Here is a 19,978-nt window from a genome sequence, read left to right on the forward strand (position 1 = left end):
GCCTTCCGGCCCTGGGGAGGTTCACGAGATACCGCCGCACGGGAGGTACCGACAACCCTACCCGACGTCCCGTCGATCTTCAGGGGGTGGAGGGGGGTCACCACCCGCCCTCACCGCGTCTGTCACCCCCGTGTCGGCCGTCCGACGCGCGCCCCCCGTCTGGAGGACCACCCCATGGGCCGTTATCTGTTGAGACGGCTGCTCCAACTCGTCCCGGTCTTCATCGGGACCACGTTCCTGATCTACTGGCTCGTGTGGTCGGTGCCCGGCGACCCGTTCGCCGGCAAGTGTGGCGAGCGTCCCTGCCCCGACAGCTTCGTCAACAAGATGACCGAGAAGTTCAAGCTCGACGAGCCGCTTCTCGTGCAGTACGGCAACTACATGCAGAACCTGTTCCAGGGCGACTTCGGTGAGACGTTCGGCGGCCGGGACATCGGCGACATCATCGCCACCGCCTACCCGAACACCCTGAAGCTGGCCCTGGTGGCGCTGGCCATCGAGGCGCTCATCGGCCTCACCGCGGGCGTGCTGACCGGCCTGCGCCGCAACGGCTTCCTGGACAACCTGGTCCTGGTCTCCAGCCTCTTCCTGATCGCGCTGCCGATCTTCGTCATCGGCTTCGTGGCTCAGTGGCTGCTCGGCGTGCAGTGGGGCATCGTCAAGCCGACGGTCTCCAACGAGATGCGGATCTCCGAGCTGATCGTCCCCGGGTTCGTGCTGGGCAGCGCCTCGATGGCGTACATCGCCCGGCTGGCGCGGACGAGCATCGCGGAGAACCGCCGCGCCGACTACGTGCGTACGGCCATCGCCAAGGGCCTGCCGATGCGCCGGGTCGTCGGGGTGCACCTGCTGCGCAACTCGCTCATCCCGGTGGTGACCCTGCTCGGCACCGACCTCGGTGCCCTGATGGGCGGCGCGATCGTCACCGAGGGCATCTTCCAGATCAACGGGATCGGCCGACAGGTCTACCGCGCGATCGTCACCAAGGAGAGCGCTACCGTTGTCTCCATCGTGGTGGTCCTGGTGCTCGTCTACCTGCTGATGAACCTGCTGGTCGACCTGCTCTACGCCGCCCTGGACCCGAGGATCCGCTATGAGTGAGCGCAGCGAACGAACCATCATTGCAGCGTCCGCGGGCATCCGTGCCCGTGCCGAGCGGAGTGAGGTACGGGCATGAGCGACCCGAGTGCCGCCTCGATCGTCAGCACCCCGCCCGCGCAGGCGCCGAACGAGATCTCCGCGCCGACCAACGAGGGCCTGCCGCAGAACGCCCGCCGGGAGAAGCCGCGCGGCCTGCTCGGCGACGCCTGGCATGACCTGCGCCGCAAGCCGCTGTTCTGGATCTCCGCCGCGTTCATCCTCGTTTTCGTGCTGATGACCGCGTTTCCCTCGCTGTTCAGCTCCGGCGACCCGGAGAACGGAAACCTGCAGAACAGCCTCGTCGGCCCGTCGTCGGAGGCCTGGTTCGGCTACGACTTCCAGGGCCGGGACGTCTTCGCCCGGGTGATCTACGGCGCCCGCGCCTCGATCGTGGTCTCCGTGCTGTCCGTCCTTGGCGTGCTGCTCTTCGGCGGCGCGATGGGGATCGTCGCGGGCTACCGGGGCGGCTGGGTGGACGCGCTGCTCTCCCGCATCGCCGACATCTTCTTCGGGCTGCCGTTCGTGCTGGGCGCCATCGTCATCCTGACCACCTTCAACGGGTCGGGCACGAGCAACAGCAAGGCCGAGATCATGGGCCTGGTGAGCATCTCCCTGGTCGTGCTGGGCTGGCCGGTCGTGATGCGGCTGATGCGCTCCGCGGTGCTCGCCACCAAGGAGGCGGACTACATCGTCGCCGCCCGCGCGCTGGGTGCCGGCACCGGCCGGATCATCCTGAAGCACCTGCTGCCGAACTGCCTCGCGCCGCTGCTGGTCTACGGGACGATCCTGGTCGGCTCCTACATCGGCGCCGAGGCGACGCTGTCCTTCCTGGGCGTCGGCCTGAAGAGCCCGGTGGTCTCCTGGGGCATCATGATCAATGAGGCGCAGTCCCTCATCCGTGTCGCGCCGTACCTGCTCTTCTTCCCCGCCGCGTTCCTCGTCACCGCCGTGCTGAGCTTCGTGATGCTCGGTGAGGCGGTCCGCGAGGCCCTCGATCCGAAACTCCGCTAGGGGAGATTCAGTTGTCCGACATTCTGGTGTCCGAGCAGTCCGCGGCCGGTGCCTCCGGCCGCCCCTCGGGCAGGTTGCTCGAGGTCGAAGACCTCCGGGTGGAGTTCCGCACCCGGGACGGCGTCGCCAAGGTCATCAACGGGGTCACGTACCACGTCGACGCGGGGGAGACCCTCGCCGTGCTCGGCGAGTCCGGCTCCGGCAAGAGCGTCACCGCGCAGACCATCATGGGCATCCTCGACACGCCGCCCGGCTTCGTCACCGGCGGGCAGGTCCGCTTCCACGGCAAGGACATGCTCGGCATGTCCTTCGAGGAGCGGCGCCGCATCCGCGGCGAGGGCATTGCAATGATCTTCCAGGACGCGCTCTCGGCGCTCAACCCGGTTTTCACGGTCGGGTTCCAGATCGCCGAGCAGTTCCGGGTGCGGCGCGGCATGAGCCGCGCGGACGCGAAGAAGCGCGCGATCGAGATGCTCGACCAGGTCAAGATCCCGAACGCGAAGGGCCGGTTCAGCAGCTACCCGCACCAGTTCTCGGGCGGTATGCGGCAGCGCGCGATGATCGCGATGTCGCTGGCCCTGGACCCGGAGGTGCTGATCGCGGACGAGCCGACCACCGCGCTCGACGTGACGGTGCAGGCGCAGATCATGGACCTGCTCGCCGAGCTCCAGCGCGAGCGGCAGATGGGCATGATCCTGATCACCCACGACCTCGGCGTGGTCGCCGACGTCGCGGACCGGATCGCGGTCATGTACGCGGGCCGGATCGTCGAGGAAGCCAACGTCTACGACCTGTACGCCAAGCCGGCGCACCCGTACACGATCGGCCTGATCAACTCGATCCCGCGGCTCGACGAGAAGGGGCAGGAGCTCCGGACGATCAAGGGCCTGCCGCCGAACCTGATGAACATCCCGTCGGGCTGCCCGTTCAACCCGCGCTGCCCGATGGTGCAGCCGGTCTGCCGGGAGAAGCTCCCGCCGCTGCTCCAGGTCGGCTCCGGCCGGGCCAGCGCCTGCCACTTCGCCGAGGAGCTGGTGAACCGTGACTGAGAACATCCTCGAGGTCCGTGACCTGGTCAAGCACTATCCCGTGACCCGGGGTGTGGTGTTCAAGAAGACCATCGGTCACGTCAAGGCGGTCGACGGGGTCTCCTTCGACCTCAAGGCCGGCGAGACCCTGGGTGTGGTCGGCGAGTCGGGCTGCGGCAAGTCGACGCTCGCCCGGGTCCTGATGAACCTGGAGAAGCCGACCGAGGGCAGCGTCCTCTACAAGGGCCAGGACATCTCCAAGCTCTCGGGGCAGGCGCTGCGCCGGCTGCGCCGGCAGATCCAGCTGGTGATGCAGGACCCGTACACTTCGCTGAACCCGCGGATGACGGTCGGCGACCTGATCGGTGAGCCGTTCGAGATCCACCCCGAGGTGGCGCCGAAGGGCAGCCGCCGGGACAAGGTCAAGGAACTCCTCGACCTGGTGGGTCTCAACCCGGAGCACATCAACCGGTACCCGCACCAGTTCTCCGGTGGTCAGCGGCAGCGCATCGGCATCGCCCGGGCGCTCGCCCTGCGGCCCGAGATCATCGTCTGCGACGAACCGGTCTCCGCCCTGGACGTGTCGATCCAGGCGCAGGTCATGAACCTGCTGGAGAAGCTCCAGGGCGAACTCGGCCTGTCGTACGTGTTCATCGCGCACGATCTGTCGGTGGTCCGGCACCTGTCGGACCGGGTCGCGGTCATGTACCTCGGCAAGATCGTGGAGATCGGCACCGAGGACGAGATCTACGAGCGGCCGACCCACCCGTACACCCAGGCGCTGCTCTCGGCCGTGCCGGTGCCGGACCCGACCGTGCGGGACAACAAGGCGATCATCCGCCTCACCGGTGACGTGCCGTCGCCGATCAGCCCGCCGTCGGGCTGCCGGTTCCGGACGCGGTGCTGGAAGGCCCAGGATGTCTGCGCCCAGGATGTCCCGCTGCTGGAGATCCGCTCCGGCTCGGACCACCCGAGCGCCTGCCACTTCGCGGAGAAGCGCGAGATCGTGCACACGCACGAGGCGTGACCTCACGGAACCGCCTGCCGACGTCATCGCGACGGCGGCAGGCGGTTCTGTCGTTTCGCCGGTGGCGCCGCCCCGCCGCGTCGCCGGCCCGCCCTGTCACCGGCCCCGCCGCGACGCCCCGGGCCCGGGAGACCGGCGGCGGGACCGGCGTACGACTCACAGAGGGCCGCGGCCGGCGCGGAGCAGCAGCAGCGCGAGCTGCGTGCCGTCGGCGCCGAGGGCGCCCCGGAAGCGCTCCAGGATCGCCCGTTCCCGGGACAGGACCAGCCGCGTGCCGCCGGAGGCCATCCGGGTCACGCCGACCTCCTGGGACAGCCGGGCCCGCTCCTGCCACAGCTCGATCAACGCCTGGTCGATCTCGTCGATCCGCTCCCGGATCTCCACGATCCGGGCGGCCGCGGCGGGCTCCGGGGTGCCGGTGCCCGCCGCCGGTCGCGCGTCGTCGGTGCCGCCCGGCACGTCGACCGGGGAGCCGGAGGCACCGGGGTCGGGCCGACCCGCCCCGGGCCGCGTCACCCTGCCGTTGGACTCCACCACGTCTGTCATCATCGGGTACCCCCTCGCCGTCAGGTGCCCGGTGCCCGGATCCCGGGACGAAAAAGCCCCGGGCTCCAGGAGCCCGGGGCTTTCGCAGGTCTGTCTGATCAGGCGCGACCTACGGCTGCCGGACTCCCGGTGCCGTAGTAAAAGTAGTAGCGCTGACCGAACACGCCGTCGAGTATGCCGACCCCTGGCCTGCTCGCGCAAGGATTCGGCGGCACAGTCGGCCGTTCGGGCGGTCCCGGCGCCGTCACCGGCGCCGGGACCGCCGGCTCAGCCGAGGCGGGTGATGCGGTCGGCGGGGCCGGGGGCGACGGGCCCGCCGGTGCCCAGGTAGGCGATCAGCGCGTCGACGTCGAAGCCGGGGGCCGTGGCCCGGTCCGTGCCGGCCCGCAACTCGGTGAAGCCGTCCCCGCCGTTGGCCAGGAAGTCGTTCGTGGTGACCCGGTAGCTGGCGGCCGGGTCGATCGGCGCGCCGTCGAACGTCAGGGCGCTGACCCGGGAACCCACCGGGGCGGTGCTGTCGTAGGAGTAGGTCAGCCCGGCGGAGACCTGGAGGATGCGCTGGGTGGTCTGCCCGTTGAAGCCGACGAACTGCTGCTCCAGCACGTTGCGCAACTGCGCGCCGGTGAGGGTCTGGGTGACCACCAGGTTGTTGAACGGCTGGACGGTGAACGCCTCGCCGTAGGTGATCTCGCCAGGGTCCTCGTCGCCGGGGGAGGCCGCGTACGACAGGGACGCCCGGATGCCGCCCGGGTTCATCAGCGCGATCTGCGCCCCGTTGGAGCGGGTGTACGCGAGCTGCGCGTCGGCGATCACGTCACCGAGCGGGCTCTCCCCGCTGGGGCGCGCGTCGCGGACGATGTCGGCCGAGATCCGGCCCACCACCCGGTTGGCGATGGGAGCGACGGCCGCCCGGTACTTGTCGGCCAGCGCCTTGGCGCCCGGGTCCACCAGGTCGGGGTTGCGCACGTACGTGCCCGGCGCGCTCTCCTTCCAGCTGCCGTCCGGGTTGCGTACGCCGTTCTCGACCACGACGTTGCGGGCGGAGATCCCGGTGAACCGGCCGGTGCGCCGGTCCAGCGAGTAGTCCACGTCGGTGATCAGCTGGCCGTTGTTGCCGGCGCTGGTGACGACGCTGTGGGCACCCGAGGAGTTCGGCAGGGAGCAGGAGTAGAAGCGGTGGGTGTGGCCGGAGACGACCAGCCCGAACTCCGGCCGCAGGCCCCGCACGATGTCCACGATCGGGCCGGAGAAGTTGGCGCAGTCCGAGACGCCCGGGGTGGCCGGCGGCGGCGACTGGGCCCCGCCCTCGTGCACCAGCAGCACCATCGCCTTGACACCGAAGAGCTTGAGCACGCCGGCCCACTTGTTGGCGGTCTGCACCTCGTCGGCGAAGCGTACGGAGGTGATGCCGGCCGGGTTGACGATGCCCGGGGTGCCCTCCAGGGTCACGCCGACGAAGCCGACGGGCACCCCGCGGACGAACTTCACGTCGACCGGGGGCAGGATCGGCAGGCCGGTCTTGCGGCTGACCGTGTTGGCGGCGAGGTACGTGAACTTGGCCCCGGCGAAGCCGTCCCCGTCCTGGCAGCCGTCGACGGGGTGACAGCCGCCCTTGTTGATCCGGATCAGCTCGTCGACGCCCTCGTCGAACTCGTGGTTGCCGACCGAGCTGATCTCCAGGCCGATCTCGTCCATCAGCTCGATGGTCGGCTCGTCGTGGAAGGCGGCGCTGACCAGCGGGGTCGCGCCGATCAGGTCGCCGGCCCCGACGGTGGTGGTGGCCCGCCCCTCGGCCGCGGCCTCGGCCCGCAGCTTCTTCAGCCAGGTGGCGAGGTACTCCACGCCGCCGGCGGGCGTGCCGTTGACCACCGCGCCGCTGCCGGCGGGCGGGTCGATGGCGCCGTGGAAGTCGTTGTAGCTGAGGAAGTTGCCCTCGACCTCCCCGCCCGTGGGGGTGGCGTAGGAGACCGACACGGGGGCGAGGGCGGCCCACGGGTCGTCGGCCGGGGCCGGCGCGGGCCGGGAAGCGGTGGGCAACGTGGCGACGACGGCCAACGCGAGAGCGGGCGCGGCGAGGTGTCGCAGCGTCGCCCGACCACGCGAACGCGGCTGAGTCATGGTCGTTCTCCCAGTCGTGTACGGGGGAGGAGTCGGCGATTTCACCGTCATCGTTCTGCAAAGCCGACGAAGGCGCCAGACGCCGCCAGGTGACATCTTCGTCTCGACCTGGGTGTAAGGAAGGGCCCCTTCCTAACGCATAGCGTTAGGAAGGGGCCCTTCCTTACACCTCGACGGTGCGTGGCGGGAACTGTCCGCCCGGCGGCATAGACTCGCCGTGCGATGCATCCTCTCTTCGACATCCCCGTGTCCCCGCCCGCGCCGGCGCCTGCCCCGACCTCGCCACACCGGCCGAGGGCGGCTCCCGTCCGCCTCGATCCGCAGGCCCTGGTCGAGGGGCTGAACGGGCCGCAGCGCGACGCCGTCACCCATGCCGGTTCGCCGCTGCTGATCGTGGCCGGCGCGGGTTCGGGCAAGACCCGGGTGCTCACCCACCGGATCGCCTACCTGCTGGCCGCCCGGGACGTGCACCCCGGCGAGATCATCGCGATCACCTTCACCAACAAGGCCGCCGGCGAGATGAAGGAACGGGTCGCCCACCTGGTGGGTCCCCGGGCCCGGCTGATGTGGGTGTCGACGTTCCACTCCGCGTGCGTGCGCATCCTGCGCGCCGAGCACGAGCACGCCGGGCTGAAGTCCACCTTCTCGATCTACGACGCGGACGACTCCCGCCGGCTGATGCAGATGGTCGCCCGGGAGCTCGACCTCGACCCGAAGCGCTACCCGGCGCGCGGGCTCGCCGCCCAGGTCTCCAACCTGAAGAACGAGCTGGTCGACCCGGAGGAGTTCGCGGGCCGCGCGAAGGGCCCCAACGAGCGGGCGTTGGCGGAGGCCTACACGCTCTACCAGCGGCGGCTGCGCGAGGCGCACGCGCTGGACTTCGACGATCTGATCATGACGACGGTGCACCTGCTCCAGTCCCACCCGCACGTCGCGGAGAGCTACCGCCGGCGGTTCCGGCACGTGCTGGTGGACGAGTATCAGGACACCAACCACGCCCAGTACACGCTGATCAAGGAGCTGGTCTCCGGCACCGAGGGGATCGAGCCGGCGGAGCTCTGCGTGGTCGGTGACGCCGACCAGTCGATCTACGCGTTCCGGGGCGCCACGATCCGCAACATCCTGGAGTTCGAGCGCGACTTCAGCGACGCCCGGACGATCCTGCTGGAGCAGAACTACCGCTCCACCCAGACGATCCTCAACGCGGCCAACGCGGTGATCGACCGGAACACCTCGCGCAAGCCGAAGCGGCTGTGGAGCGAGGCAGGCGCCGGTGAGCCGATCGTCGGCTACGTGGCCGACACCGAGCACGCCGAGGCCGACTGGGTGGCCCGGGAGATCGACCGCCTGGTCGACGCCGGCGAGACCCGCCCCGGCGACGTGGCCGTCTTCTACCGCACCAACGCCCAGTCCCGGGTCTTCGAGGAGGTGTTCATCCGGGTCGGCCTGCCCTACAAGGTGGTCGGCGGGGTGCGCTTCTACGAGCGCAAGGAGGTCCGCGACGCGCTGGCCTACCTGCGCGCGGTGGTCAACGACGACGACACGGTCAGCCTGCGCCGGATCCTCAACACCCCGCGCCGGGGCATCGGCGACCGGGCCGAGGCGTGCGTGGAGGCGCTGTCCAGCCGCGACCGGATCTCCTTCGGCGCGGCGCTGCGGCGGGCGAAGGACGCTCCGGGCATCTCCACCCGGGCGGCCAACGGCATCGCCGACTTCGTGGCCCTGCTCGACGAGGCGCGCGAGCTGGCTGCGACGGGCACCCCGGAGGAGGTGCTGGAGGCCCTGCTGACCCGCTCGGGCTACCTCACCGAGCTGGAGGAGAGCCTCGACCCGCAGGACGTGGGACGGGTCGACAACCTCCAGGAGTTGGTCAGCGTCGCCCGGGAGTACACCGAGCGGATCGAGGCGGTCGGCGAGGAGGGCGAGCGGGCCACCCTCGCCGGCTTCCTGGAGCAGGTCGCGCTCGTCGCCGACGCCGACCAGGTGCCCGCGCCACCCGGCTCGTCGCCTGACGGCGCCGAGGCGGACGACGCCGCGCCGCACCAGGGCGTGGTCACCCTGATGACGCTGCACACCGCGAAGGGCCTGGAGTTCCCGGTGGTCTTCCTGACCGGCCTGGAGGACGGCGTCTTCCCGCACCTGCGGTCGCTGGGCGACACCCGGGAGCTGGAGGAGGAGCGCCGGCTGGCGTACGTGGGCATCACCCGGGCCCGCCAGCGCCTCTACCTCTCCCGGGCGGTGACCCGCTCGGCGTGGGGGCAGCCGGCCTACAACCCGCCGTCGCGCTTCCTGGAGGAGTTGCCGCCGGAACTGGTCCGTTGGGAGCGCACCGAGGGGTCGTACACCTCGTGGGCCGGCGGTGGCGGCGGCGTCGGTGGCCGCGCGGACCGCGTGCCCGGCGGGCGCGGGGGCTTCAGTGGCGGCACCCCCAAGGCGGCGCAGCTGGCGAAGCGGCTGGGGGTCGACGCGAGCCGGCTGACCACGGCGAGCGAGCTGCCGCAGGGGCCGAAGGTGTCCGCCGGCGACCGGGTCAACCACCAGCGCTACGGCCTGGGCCGGGTGCTGGCCGTGGAGGGGCACGGCCCGGGCGCCCGGGCGCAGATCGACTTCGGCGACCAGACGATGTGGCTGGTGCTCCGGCACGCCCCGATCGACAAGCTCTGAACCGGGCGGCGGCCCGACCCGGCGACACGCCGGACGCGGGCCGCCCCGGGCCGGACCAGCCGGCAGGCTCGGTACGGGTCAGCAGGCCACGTCGATGCCCCGGGCGCGCAGGAACGGCGCGGGGTCGATCTGGTTCCACATCTGCCCCTGGTGCACCTCGAAGTGCAGGTGCGGGCCGGTGGAGTCGCCGGTGGAGCCTTCCAGGCCGATGGTCTGCCCCGTGGTGACCTTCTGGCCGACGCTCACCTTGGCGGTGCTCAGGTGGGCGTAGTGGGTCAGGTAGCCGTTGCCGTGGTCGATGAAGACGGAGATGCCGTACCCGTCGCCGACGTCGCCGGCCTTGGTGACCGTGCCGCCGAAGGCGGCGCGGACCGGAGTGCCGGCGGGCAGCGCGAAGTCGATGCCGGCGTGCTGGGTGCCCCAGCGGGGGCCGTAGCAGGAGGTGATCGCCGCGCCCCGCATCGGGATGACCCAGCTCGGCTTCGGCTTGCTGGTCGGCTTCGGCTTGGCGGTGGTCGCCTTCGGGCTGGGCTTGGCCGACGGGCTGGCCTTCGTCGGGCTCGGGACGGCGCTCGCCGAGGGGGTGGCCGGGGCGGTCGTCTCGCGGTCGGAACGGTCGGCGCGTTCGGCGGCCTCGGCGCGGGCCCGCGCGTCGAGGTCGACAGCGGCCGGCACGGGCGGTTCGTCGTTCCCGGTGACCGCGAGCGCGACGCCACCGAGGCCGAGCCCGGCCAGGGCCGCCGCGGCGATGACCATCCGGGTACGGCCGGAGGCCCACGTCCTCCGGTGCCGGGCGGGGGCGTCGGCGGTGTTCTCGTTCTGAATGTCTTCCTGCACGGCGGACCTTCGCTGATCGAGGGGCACTTGACCTCGAAATACTGGTGTCGGCGCGGGGCGTGCCGGGTACCGGGACGGGGCGCGGTGGACCGGCCGGAGGCCAGGGCGTCCGTTAGCTCACCTTCTGCGGCTTTCGATCGGAAAAGTGATCATGGGTGAGCGTGGCCTCAGCCACAGTGCTGACTGTGACTCGGCTTACTTTCGCTGGCGGCAGGCGACAAAAACCGCCCGGATCGGCCGATCCGGGCGGTTTTCGAGCGGTGCGTAGCGTAAGAAGGCGGCTACTTAGCCGTAGACTGCCTCGATTTGTAGCTTGATGTCCACGTTGCGCTCCTTGAGGAACGGCACCGGGTCGAGCGGCTCGCCCTTGACATGCACCTCAAGGTGCAGGTGGGAACCGTAGGAGTGGCCGGTGTTGCCGACCAGGCCGAGCTGGTCGCCCGCCTTCACCTGCTGCCCCTCCTTGACGCTGAGCGCCGAGGAGTGGCCGTAGATCGCCTCGGTGCCGTCGGCGTGCTGGACGATCACCGCGTAGCCGTAGCCGCCGAACCAGCCGGCCTTGGTGACGGTGCCGGCGTGGATGGCGACGTAGGGCGTGCCCTCGGGGGCGACCAGGTCGACGCCGGTGTGCAGCTTGCCCCAGCGCATGCCGTAGGGCGTGTTGAAGTCGTAGTCGTCGAGGGGGAGCAGCCAGACCTCGGTCTCGGCGCTCTCCTGGCCTCCGGCGCGGTCGCTGTCGCGAGAGGTGCGGTCGGCGGAGTCGACGCGGGCCGCAACGTCCTGGCTGACGGTCGAGGCGGCCTTGAGCTCGTCGAGGACCGACGGGCTGACGCTCTTGGCGTCCGGCATGGCTCCCGCGCCGAGTGCGACGACGCCGGCACCGACGAACGCGGTGGTGACGACGGCTGCGTAGCGGCTACGCGGGGGGGTGGGTACGCGACGGCGGCCGCGATATCGATCGGGCTCAGACGACAGGCGCTGGCGCACGCACACCCTCCGTTGTCGGGGATCCGATGCGGCTGCCCCGACGTTCCTGAAGCTCGGGTGAACGTCGGTTGGCCGCGTCGTCACCCGTCCGTGGACCTGATGACAACCGTGGACACGTTAGCCAACCACCACGCCCGTCACAAGCCGAAGCGCCGAATTGCTGCAGCATTCTGTCCGTTTGCGTCCGTGATTGTCATGTCTCGTACCCGTCGAACGGCGGCCCCGTAACTGCCCGTTCGTCGCGCAGGGTGACCAAACGGCGGAGTCGTCCAGCTTGACGACGAGAGGTGGCGCGGTCCGCCGTACCGACTCCGGTGCGGGGTGGGCGGGTCCGTGCGCAGTGAGGTTTCACCGCCCGGATTCCCTGGGCCGGGCAGGGCGCGTTACCGTTCGGTCAAAGAAGCCGCGGAGCCGGTGAAAGGGATGCGCTGATGAGCTCTCGTGTTCGGGTCGTCGTCGCCAAACCGGGCCTGGACGGCCACGACCGTGGCGCAAAGGTCGTCGCGCGGGCCCTGCGGGACGCCGGCATGGAGGTCATCTACACCGGCCTGCACCAGACCCCGGAGCAGATCGTGGAGACCGCGATCCAGGAGGACGCCGACGCGGTCGGGCTCTCCGTGCTGTCGGGGGCGCACATGACGCTGTTCCGGCGGGTGGTGGAGTTGCTCGGGGAGCGCGACGCCCGCGACATCGTCGTGTTCGGCGGCGGCATCATTCCCGACGCCGACATCCCGGAGCTGGAGCGCCTCGGGGTCGCCAAGATCTTCACACCGGGCGCGACCACCCAGTCGATCGTGGAGTGGGTCCGGCAGAACGTAGCCCAGCCGGTCGGCTGATTCGCCGAGAGCCGGGCGGATGGCCCGGCCGGCGACGGACAGGGGGAGGGGCCGGACGCACCCCTCACACGTCCGGCCCCTCTATGCACGATGCCCCGCCGCCACCCCTCGACCGACAGGGCATCGGCCGTCTCCCGCCGTCGCGCTGCATCAGCGCTCCGACACCTGACTCAACGACGCCCTCCCGGCGGGGTTACGCAACCCGGGCAACATCGCCCGGACGACTGACGTCGGCCCGAAGTCGCGAAAAGGCCACGTGACGGCGCCGATTGTGCATTACCACACAACGCGCACCCGCTCGGTTGCCGGCGGTGTCCGCCTCGCTAGGCTGCGCCCAATGGCCTGTTTCAACTGATGACAGGCGTCAAACTGTTTTCCATAACGCTGGTGGCGGCGCGACGGCGCGCCGCGGAGACGGGACGGGACGCGCAAACGTGGACCTGTACGAGTACCAGGGGCGGGACCTGTTCGAGCGGCACGGCTTGCCCGTGCTCGCCGGCGGCGTCGCCACGACCCCGGAGGAGGCCCGCGCGATCGCCGAACGCCTCGGCGGTCGGGTGGTCGTCAAGGCGCAGGTGAAGGTCGGCGGCCGAGGCAAGGCCGGCGGCGTCAAGCTCGCCGAGGGCGCGGATGAGACGGTGGCCCGTGCCACCGACATCCTCGGCATGGACATCAAGGGTCACACGGTCCACAAGGTCATGATCACCGTGACCGCGGACGTGGCCGAGGAGTACTACTTCTCCTACCTGCTCGACCGGGCGAACCGCACCTTCCTCTGCATCGCCAGCGTCGCGGGCGGCATGGACATCGAGCAGGTCGCCGCCGAGACCCCGGAGAAGGTCGTCAAGGCCCCGATCGACGCCAACACCGGCGTCGACGAGGCGAAGGCGCGGGAGATCGTCACCGCCGCCAACTTCCCGGCCGAGGTCGCCGACCAGGTCGTCGAGGTCGCCGTGGGCCTGTGGAAGGCCTTCGTCGCCGAGGACGCCACGCTGGTCGAGGTGAACCCGCTGGCCAAGACCGGCGAGGGCAAGCTGCTGCTGCTCGACGCCAAGGTCACCCTCGACGAGAACGCCGCGTTCCGGCACCCGGACCACGAGGCGCTGGTCGACCAGGCCGCGGTGGACCCGCTGGAGCAGGCCGCCAAGGAGAAGGACCTCAACTACGTCAAGCTCGACGGCGAGGTCGGCATCATCGGCAACGGTGCGGGCCTGGTCATGTCGACCCTCGACGTGGTCGCGTACGCCGGTGAGCGGCACGGCGGCGTCAAGCCGGCCAACTTCCTCGACATCGGCGGTGGCGCGAGCGCCGCGGTGATGGCGAACGGTCTGGAGATCGTCCTCTCCGACCCGTCGGTGAAGAGCGTCTTCGTCAACGTCTTCGGCGGCATCACCGCCTGCGACGAGGTCGCCAACGGCATCGTGCAGGCGCTGGCCCTGCTCGAGCAGCGCGGCGAGCAGGTCACCAAGCCGCTGGTCGTCCGCCTCGACGGCAACAACGCCGAGGCCGGCCGGGCGATCCTGGACGGCGCGAACAACCCGCTGGTGCAGCGGGTCGACACCATGGACGGCGCGGCCGAGCGGGCCGCCGAGCTGGCGGCTGCGGGGGTCTGACAATGGCTATCTGGCTGACCAAGGACTCGAAGGTCATCGTCCAGGGGATGACCGGTTCCGAGGGTTCCAAGCACACCCGGCGGATGCTCGCCGCGGGCACCAACGTCGTCGGCGGCGTCAACCCGCGCAAGGCGGGCCAGACGGTCGACTTCGACGGCACCGAGCTGCCGGTCTTCGCCAGCGTCGCGGACGCGATGGCGCAGACCGGTGCCGACGTGACCGTGATCTTCGTACCGCCGCAGTTCACCAAGGGCGCGGTCGTCGAGGCGATCGACGCCGGGATCGAGCTGGCCGTGGTGATCACCGAGGGCGTGCCGGTGCACGACACCGCCGCGTTCTGGGCGTACAACGTCGCCAAGGGCGAGCGGACCCGGATCATCGGCCCGAACTGCCCGGGCATCGCCTCGCCGGGCGCCTCCAACGCCGGCATCATCCCGGCGGACATCACCGGCACCGGCCGCATCGGCCTGGTCAGCAAGAGCGGCACGCTGACCTACCAGATGATGTACGAGCTGCGCGACATCGGCTTCTCGACCTGCGTCGGCATCGGTGGCGACCCGATCATCGGCACGACCCACATCGACGCGCTCGCCGCGTTCGAGGCCGACCCGGACACCGACGCGATCGTCATGATCGGTGAGATCGGTGGCGACGCCGAGGAGCGGGCGGCCGAGTTCATCAAGGCGAACGTGACCAAGCCGGTGGTCGGCTACATCGCCGGCTTCACCGCGCCGCCCGGCAAGACCATGGGTCACGCCGGCGCGATCATCTCCGGCTCGGCCGGCACGGCGGACGCGAAGAAGAGCGCGCTGGAGGCCGTCGGCGTCAAGGTCGGCAAGACCCCGACCGAGACCGCCAAGCTCATGCGGGAGATCATGTCCGCGGGCTGAGCACTGCTGACGTACGACCAGAGGGCCGACCGTTCGCGGTCGGCCCTCAGTCGTGGAGCGGCTGCCCCTCAGTCGTTGTAGAGCGGATAGTTGCCGCCGGCCCAGAGGATGCCGCTGCCGATGATGTTGAGCACGCCGAACGCGATCGCCAGGTAACCGAGCACGGGCGACTGGCCGAAGCGCTTGGCGTCCCGGATCGACAGGTAGCCGAAGACGATCCCCAGGATGCCGCAGCAGAGCAGGCCGAGGATGATGCCGAGCACGCCCCACAACGTCGTGCGGTCCTGCCCGGCTGCGGGCGGTGGTGGCGGGGGCGGCGGATACGGAGCGTTCACAGCTTCCCTCCGGGCGTTCGGCGCCGCGACTGTCGGTCGCGTCCCTGCGCCCGAGGCTAGACCGGATCGGGGGTGGGAGACGGTGGATCACGGAACTCGTCGCCCCCACGGGGCGGTATCGGACTGCCGTCGCCGGCCCGGCGTGCCAGAGTAGACGCGATGTCCTCCGTCACCCCTGATCAGCCCAACCGTCCCGGCGTCGGCCCGGACGTCCGGTCGGCCGCGCGCGGCGGGCGGGGCCGGCGGGTGCCCGCGCCCCGTGCCGGAGAACCGCGCCGCAGCCGCGCCCCGCTCGCCGTCGCCGCCGTGGTCGCCGCCGGCTGGGCGGCGCTCACCTCGTGGTTACCCGTCGTGGTCGTGCTCTGGCTCTTCCAGCTCAGCGAGGGTGCCGCCTCCGTGTCGGGCGCGCTGCGCGCCGGGCTGGCCGGCTGGCTGCTCGGCCACGGCGTCCCGCTGGACACCGCCGCCGGGCCCTTCGGGCTGGCCCCGCTGGCGCTGACCGGGCTGGTGGTCTGGCGGCTGACCCGGGCGGGTGTGCACACCAGCCGCGCGATCGGTGGGCGGGGCGGGCGGTCACCGCGCCAGGCGCTCCTCGCCGCTGGCGCGGTCGGCGTCGCGTACGCCCTGCTCGGTGTGCTCGCCGCGCTGCTGGCCGACGCGGCACCGGTCCGCGCCGGGGTGACCCTCGCGTTGCTCGGCACGCTCGCGGCCCTGGTCGGCGCGGCCCGGACCACGCAGGTCTCCGGGCTGCTCGCCGCGCGTTCTCCGGAGCCGTTGCGCGACGGGATCCGCACCGGGCTGGTCGCCGGGCTGCTGCTGTTCGGCGCGGGGGCCGGCGCGGCGGGGCTCGCCGTGGCCACCGGGGGCGGGGACGCCGCCGACCTGATCGGGGCCTACCGCACCGGGGTGGCCGGCCAGGCCGGGATCACGCTGGTCAGCCTCGCCTACGCGCCCAACGCCACGGTCTGGGCGGTCAGCTACCTGCTCGGTCCGGGGTTCGCCGTCGGCACCGACACGGCGGTGCGCACCAGCGAGGTCTCCGTGGGGGCGCTGCCGGCCGTACCGCTGCTGGCCGGGCTGCCGCGTGGGCCGGTCGACGGGCTCGGTGTCGGCCTGCTCGCGGTGCCGGTGCTGGCCGGGATGGTGGCGGGGTGGCTGCTCGCCCGCCGGCTGCTCCGGCTCGCCGCCGACGACCGGGCGCCGTTGCGCTGGCGGCCACTGCTCGGGCCGGCGGCGCTCGCCGGGCCGGTGGCCGGCCTGCTGTCGGGCGCCGCCGCGGCCGCCTCCGCGGGCTCGCTCGGCGGGGGCCGGCTGGCCGAGGTGGGGCCCGTCGCCTGGCAGGTGGCGGCGGTGGCGACGGCGGTCGTCGCCGTCGGCGCGCTGGTCGGTGCCGCCGCGACCCGGGTGCTGTCCCGGGATCCCCGCTGAACGGCCGACAGACGTCGAAGGGGCGCCCCGGCCGAGCCGGGACGCCCCTGTCGCGAGCCGGTCAGGGCTGGTCGGGCAGGCTGAAGAAGCTGAAGCCCAGGAAGACGATCTGGAGCAGGCCCAGCACGACACCGATGGCGCCACAGATCAGGCCGGCGAGGGCCTGGCCGTTGTTGTCGGCCAGCCCCTGGTCGGCCTTCTGCTTTCCCATCCACCCGGTCACCACCGCGGCGAGGCCCAGCGGGATGCCGAGGTAGCAGCAGTTCAGCGGGATCGACGCGATGCCGAGGATCATCGCCACCAGGCCGAGCGTGTTCTGCTGCTGCCCCGGTCCCTTGCCGGCGAATCCCGCGTTCGGGTACATGGGCGGCGGGTACGCCTGCTGGCCGTACGGATCCTGGTACGGCGGCTGCCCGTACGGCTGGCCCGAGATCGGCGGCTGCCCGTACGGCTGGCCCGACGTCGGCTGCCCGTACGGCTGACCGGAGGTGGGCGGCTGGCCGTACGGACTCTGTGGCGCGGCGTACGGGTCGTGCGGCTGCTGACCGTACGGGTCGTGCGGCTGCTGACCGTAGGGCGCGGCCGGCGGCGGAGCGTACGGGTCGTGGGGCGGCGGTGTGGTCGGATCCTGGTGCGGCTGCTGGCCGTACGGATCCTGACCGGGGTAACCGGGCTGCATACGACTCCTCGTCCGATCTGTCAGTAGGTGCTGGTGCTGGTGCTGCCGCCCACGAGCCCGGCGAGGCCACCGAGCAGGCAGCACACCAGAACGATCACGTACCAGCTGATGCCGACGATCAGGGCCCACTTGGACCACTTCTTCGACTCGGCGGCGGCGGCCTGGGCCCCGGCGTAGTCACCCTGCTGGAGCAGCGGGTTCACCTTGGAGGCGTTGATGATGGCCGGGATGGCCAGCGGCCAGAAGAGGAAGATGGCGACGATCGACATCGTCATGTTGTTGTTGACGGGCGGCTGCTGCGGCTGGTATCCGGGCTGCATGTCGGTGTTACTCCTCATTCCACTCGACACCCCGCGGGTGTCGGATCACTGACGGGTGCGGGCCGGATGAGTGCGGGCCCGAGCGCCGGCAGCGTACCTGGTCTGACGCGATCACGTCGTCGGTGAATGTCGCGCTGCCCAGCCGATGGGCGCCCTGACCCGCCCGATAGGCTGCTCAGGTGACCGAGCCCGCGTCCGTCGCCCGCATCGTCGTCCTCGTCTCCGGCTCCGGGAGCAACCTCCAGGCACTGCTCGACGCGAGCGCCGATCCGGCGTACGGGGCCCGGGTGGTGGCCGTCGGCGCCGACCGGGCCGGCACCGGCGGGCTGGACCGGGCGGCGGCGGCCGGCGTGCCGACCTTCGTCGAGCGGATCGCCGACCACCCCACCCGCGAGGAGTGGGACGCCGCGCTGACCGCCCGCGTCGCCGAGCACCGACCGGACCTGGTCATCTCCGCCGGTTTCCTCAAGCTGGTCGGCCCGCGCTTCCTGACCGCCTTCGGCGACCGCTACCTGAACACGCACAACACGCTGTTGCCGGCGTTCCCCGGCATCCACGGCCCGCGTGACGCCCTCGCCTACGGCGTGAAGGTCACCGGGGCGACGCTCTTCTTCGTCGACGCGGGCATGGACACCGGCCCGATCGTCGCGCAGGTGGCCGTGCCGGTGCGCGACGACGACGACGTGGAGACGCTCACCGAGCGCATCAAGGAAGCCGAGCGGCACCAGCTCGTCGAGCAGGTGGGCCGGCTGGTCCGTGAAGGTTGGACGATCACCGGAAGAAAGGTCACTGTCCCGTGAGTTCCACTCAGGACGAACGCCGCCCGATCAGGCGGGCGCTGGTCAGCGTCTACGACAAGACCGGCCTGGTCGAGCTGGCCCGGGCGCTGCACGCGGCCGGGGTGGAGATCGTCTCGACCGGCAGCACGGCGTCGACCGTCGCCGACGCCGGGGTGCCGGTGACTCCGGTGGAGACGGTGACCGGTTTCCCGGAGATCCTCGACGGCCGCGTGAAGACGCTGCACCCGAAGGTGCACGGCGGGCTCCTCGCCGATTTGCGCAAGGACTCGCACGTCGCCCAGCTCGACGAGCACGGCATCGCGGGGATCGACCTGCTGGTGTCCAATCTCTACCCGTTCCAGGCCACGGTCGCCTCCGGCGCCGACGTCGAGGAGTGCGTGGAGCAGATCGACATCGGCGGGCCGGCGATGGTCCGGGCCGCTGCCAAGAACCACGCCTCGGTCGCCGTGGTGACCGACCCCGCCGCGTATCCGGCGCTGCTCGCCGCGCTCACCGAGGGCGGCTTCACGCTGGCCCAACGGCGCGTGCTGGCCGCCCGTGCCTTCGCCGTCATCGCCGAGTACGACGTGGCGGTGGCCGAGTGGTGCGCCGCCACGCTGGCGCCCGAGGAGGACGGCTGGCCGGGCTTCGCCGGGCTGTCGCTGCACCGCTCTTCGGTGCTGCGCTACGGCGAGAACCCGCACCAGCCGGCCGCGCTCTACGTCGACCCGTCCAGTCCGGCCGGGCTCGCCCAGGCCGAGCAGCTGCACGGCAAGGAGATGTCCTACAACAACTACGTCGACGCCGATGCCGCGTGGCGGGCGGCCAACGACTTCGCCGACCAGCCGGCGGTGGCGATCATCAAGCACGCCAACCCGTGCGGCATCGCGGTCGGCGCCGACGTGGCCGAGGCGCACCGCAAGGCGCACGCCTGCGACCCGGTGTCCGCGTACGGCGGGGTGATCGCGGTCAACCGGCCGGTCTCGGTCGAGCTGGCCCGGCAGGTCGCGGAGATCTTCACCGAGGTGCTGGTGGCGCCCGGCTTCGACGAGGGCGCGGTGGAGATCCTCCAGGCCAAGAAGAACATCCGGCTGCTGCACGCGCCGGCCTTCGACCCGCTGCCGGCGGAGTGGCGGCAGGTCACCGGCGGCGTACTGGTGCAGATGGCCGACCGGATCGACGCCGAGGGCGACGACCCGGCCAACTGGCGGCTGGCCACCGGCGAGCCGGCCGACGAGGCGACCCTGCGCGACCTGGCCTTCGCCTGGCGGGCGGTGCGCGCGGTGAAGAGCAACGCGATCCTGCTGGCCTCCGACGGCGCGACGGTCGGCGTCGGGATGGGCCAGGTCAACCGGGTCGACTCGGCGCAGCTCGCGGTCAGCCGGGCCGGCGCGGACCGGGCCCGCGGCGCGGTCTGCGCCTCGGACGCGTTCTTCCCGTTCGCCGACGGCCCGAAGATCCTCATCGACGCCGGGGTCCGCGCCATCGTGCAGCCGGGCGGCTCGATCCGCGACGAGGAGGTGATCGCCGCCGCCAAGGAGGCCGGCGTCACCATGTACCTGACCTCCACCCGCCACTTCTTCCACTAACCCAGCCCTACTCCCCCGCCCTCCCTCCCTCCCTCCCTCCCTCCCTCCCTCCCTCCCGCCCGCCCTCCCAACCGCCCAACCCCCCCCCCCCCAACCCCGGGAATTGAAGGTTGTGGGCCCGCGAAACGGCCATGTGGGGCAAGATGGGGGC

Annotated in this window: 18 protein-coding genes; 11 read left to right on the forward strand and 7 right to left on the reverse strand. The window is 71.4% G+C overall.

Going from position 1 to position 19,978, the window contains the following annotated elements; genetic code table 11:
• Nucleotides 1-174 precede the first annotated feature (174 nt).
• From ABZ809_RS33585 to ABZ809_RS33600, 4 genes are all read left to right on the forward strand, one after another.
• Nucleotides 175-1,101: an ABC transporter permease gene (locus ABZ809_RS33585; RefSeq protein WP_357566682.1), complete on the forward strand. Its 927-nt coding sequence runs from the start codon at nt 175-177 to the stop codon at nt 1,099-1,101.
• A gap of 72 nt (nt 1,102-1,173) precedes the next feature.
• A complete protein-coding gene (locus tag ABZ809_RS33590) occupies nt 1,174-2,151 on the forward strand; it encodes an ABC transporter permease (protein WP_357566683.1) in 978 nt (325 codons plus the stop codon).
• A 26-nt stretch (nt 2,152-2,177) separates the two neighbouring features.
• Entirely contained in the window at nt 2,178-3,200 is a 1,023-nt protein-coding gene (locus ABZ809_RS33595; protein WP_357566699.1) for an ABC transporter ATP-binding protein, read from the forward strand.
• Nucleotides 3,193-4,206 (forward strand): dipeptide ABC transporter ATP-binding protein, encoded by a 1,014-nt coding sequence (locus ABZ809_RS33600; protein ID WP_357566684.1) that lies wholly within the window; start codon nt 3,193-3,195, stop codon nt 4,204-4,206. Before ABZ809_RS33595 ends, ABZ809_RS33600 begins: the two co-directional genes overlap by 8 nt.
• A 156-nt stretch (nt 4,207-4,362) precedes the next feature.
• On the opposite strand, the gene ABZ809_RS33605 is transcribed toward ABZ809_RS33600, so the two are convergent.
• The gene (locus ABZ809_RS33605) at nt 4,363-4,755 is read right to left on the reverse strand and encodes a chorismate mutase (RefSeq protein ID WP_357566685.1); all 393 of its coding nucleotides are present in this window, start codon (nt 4,753-4,755) and stop codon (nt 4,363-4,365) included.
• 264 nt (nt 4,756-5,019) lie between these two features.
• Nucleotides 5,020-6,870, reverse strand: coding sequence for a bifunctional metallophosphatase/5'-nucleotidase (locus ABZ809_RS33610; protein WP_357566686.1), 1,851 nt, complete (start codon nt 6,868-6,870; stop codon nt 5,020-5,022).
• 222 nt (nt 6,871-7,092) lie between these two features.
• Here ABZ809_RS33610 and pcrA point away from each other — a divergent pair, with 222 nt between their 5' ends.
• A complete protein-coding gene (gene pcrA, locus ABZ809_RS33615; protein ID WP_357566687.1) occupies nt 7,093-9,534 on the forward strand; it encodes a DNA helicase PcrA in 2,442 nt (813 codons plus the stop codon).
• A gap of 78 nt (nt 9,535-9,612) precedes the next feature.
• On the opposite strand, the gene ABZ809_RS33620 is transcribed toward pcrA, so the two are convergent.
• The gene (locus ABZ809_RS33620; protein ID WP_357566688.1) at nt 9,613-10,371 is read right to left on the reverse strand and encodes a peptidoglycan DD-metalloendopeptidase family protein; all 759 of its coding nucleotides are present in this window, start codon (nt 10,369-10,371) and stop codon (nt 9,613-9,615) included.
• Between the two features lie 285 nt (nt 10,372-10,656).
• Entirely contained in the window at nt 10,657-11,358 is a 702-nt protein-coding gene (locus ABZ809_RS33625; protein ID WP_357566689.1) for a M23 family metallopeptidase, read from the reverse strand.
• 431 nt (nt 11,359-11,789) lie between these two features.
• Between ABZ809_RS33625 and ABZ809_RS33630 the strand changes: the two genes are divergently transcribed.
• The 3 genes from ABZ809_RS33630 (at nt 11,790) to sucD (ending at nt 14,697) form a co-directional block, all read left to right on the forward strand.
• Nucleotides 11,790-12,194 (forward strand): cobalamin B12-binding domain-containing protein, encoded by a 405-nt coding sequence (locus tag ABZ809_RS33630; protein WP_357566690.1) that lies wholly within the window; start codon nt 11,790-11,792, stop codon nt 12,192-12,194.
• Nucleotides 12,195-12,628: 434 nt separating this feature from the next.
• Nucleotides 12,629-13,807, forward strand: a complete 1,179-nt coding sequence (sucC, locus tag ABZ809_RS33635) for an ADP-forming succinate--CoA ligase subunit beta (RefSeq protein ID WP_357566691.1) — start codon at nt 12,629-12,631, stop codon at nt 13,805-13,807.
• Nucleotides 13,808-13,809: 2 nt separating this feature from the next.
• The gene (gene sucD / locus ABZ809_RS33640; RefSeq protein ID WP_357566692.1) at nt 13,810-14,697 is read left to right on the forward strand and encodes a succinate--CoA ligase subunit alpha; all 888 of its coding nucleotides are present in this window, start codon (nt 13,810-13,812) and stop codon (nt 14,695-14,697) included.
• A 68-nt stretch (nt 14,698-14,765) separates the two neighbouring features.
• Here the strand turns inward: sucD and ABZ809_RS33645 are convergent, their stop codons facing one another.
• Complete coding sequence (locus ABZ809_RS33645) at nt 14,766-15,032, reverse strand: hypothetical protein (protein WP_357566693.1); 267 nt, start codon at nt 15,030-15,032, stop codon at nt 14,766-14,768.
• Between the two features lie 159 nt (nt 15,033-15,191).
• Between ABZ809_RS33645 and ABZ809_RS33650 the strand changes: the two genes are divergently transcribed.
• Nucleotides 15,192-16,460, forward strand: coding sequence for a DUF6350 family protein (locus tag ABZ809_RS33650; RefSeq protein ID WP_357566694.1), 1,269 nt, complete (start codon nt 15,192-15,194; stop codon nt 16,458-16,460).
• A 61-nt stretch (nt 16,461-16,521) separates the two neighbouring features.
• On the opposite strand, the gene ABZ809_RS33655 is transcribed toward ABZ809_RS33650, so the two are convergent.
• Both ABZ809_RS33655 and ABZ809_RS33660 read right to left on the reverse strand, forming a co-directional pair.
• Nucleotides 16,522-17,139, reverse strand: coding sequence for a DUF4190 domain-containing protein (locus ABZ809_RS33655; protein ID WP_357566695.1), 618 nt, complete (start codon nt 17,137-17,139; stop codon nt 16,522-16,524).
• A gap of 20 nt (nt 17,140-17,159) precedes the next feature.
• Complete coding sequence (locus ABZ809_RS33660; RefSeq protein WP_357566696.1) at nt 17,160-17,477, reverse strand: CD225/dispanin family protein; 318 nt, start codon at nt 17,475-17,477, stop codon at nt 17,160-17,162.
• Between the two features lie 161 nt (nt 17,478-17,638).
• On the opposite strand from ABZ809_RS33660, the gene purN reads away from it, so the two are divergent.
• Both purN and purH read left to right on the forward strand, forming a co-directional pair.
• Nucleotides 17,639-18,259, forward strand: coding sequence for a phosphoribosylglycinamide formyltransferase (gene purN, locus ABZ809_RS33665; protein WP_357566697.1), 621 nt, complete (start codon nt 17,639-17,641; stop codon nt 18,257-18,259).
• Entirely contained in the window at nt 18,256-19,827 is a 1,572-nt protein-coding gene (gene purH / locus ABZ809_RS33670; RefSeq protein ID WP_357566698.1) for a bifunctional phosphoribosylaminoimidazolecarboxamide formyltransferase/IMP cyclohydrolase, read from the forward strand. The genes purN and purH overlap by 4 nt, the downstream gene beginning before the upstream one ends.
• The last annotated feature ends 151 nt before the right edge of the window (nt 19,828-19,978 follow it).

The sequence above is a fragment of the Micromonospora sp. NPDC047074 genome (assembly GCF_040643815.1).
In the GTDB taxonomy this organism is placed as follows: Bacteria; Actinomycetota; Actinomycetes; order Mycobacteriales; family Micromonosporaceae; genus Micromonospora.

Coding starts and splice junctions, on each gene's coding strand:
- ABZ809_RS33585 (WP_357566682.1), top strand. CDS start 175: ATGGGCCGTTATCTGTTGAGACGGCTGCTCCAACTCGTCCCGGTCTTC.
- ABZ809_RS33590 (WP_357566683.1), top strand. CDS start 1,174: ATGAGCGACCCGAGTGCCGCCTCGATCGTCAGCACCCCGCCCGCGCAG.
- ABZ809_RS33605 (WP_357566685.1), bottom strand. CDS start 4,755: ATGATGACAGACGTGGTGGAGTCCAACGGCAGGGTGACGCGGCCCGGG.
- ABZ809_RS33610 (WP_357566686.1), bottom strand. CDS start 6,870: ATGACTCAGCCGCGTTCGCGTGGTCGGGCGACGCTGCGACACCTCGCC.
- pcrA (WP_357566687.1), top strand. CDS start 7,093: ATGCATCCTCTCTTCGACATCCCCGTGTCCCCGCCCGCGCCGGCGCCT.
- ABZ809_RS33630 (WP_357566690.1), top strand. CDS start 11,790: ATGAGCTCTCGTGTTCGGGTCGTCGTCGCCAAACCGGGCCTGGACGGC.
- sucD (WP_357566692.1), top strand. CDS start 13,810: ATGGCTATCTGGCTGACCAAGGACTCGAAGGTCATCGTCCAGGGGATG.
- ABZ809_RS33650 (WP_357566694.1), top strand. CDS start 15,192: ATGTCCTCCGTCACCCCTGATCAGCCCAACCGTCCCGGCGTCGGCCCG.
- ABZ809_RS33655 (WP_357566695.1), bottom strand. CDS start 17,139: ATGCAGCCCGGTTACCCCGGTCAGGATCCGTACGGCCAGCAGCCGCAC.
- ABZ809_RS33660 (WP_357566696.1), bottom strand. CDS start 17,477: ATGAGGAGTAACACCGACATGCAGCCCGGATACCAGCCGCAGCAGCCG.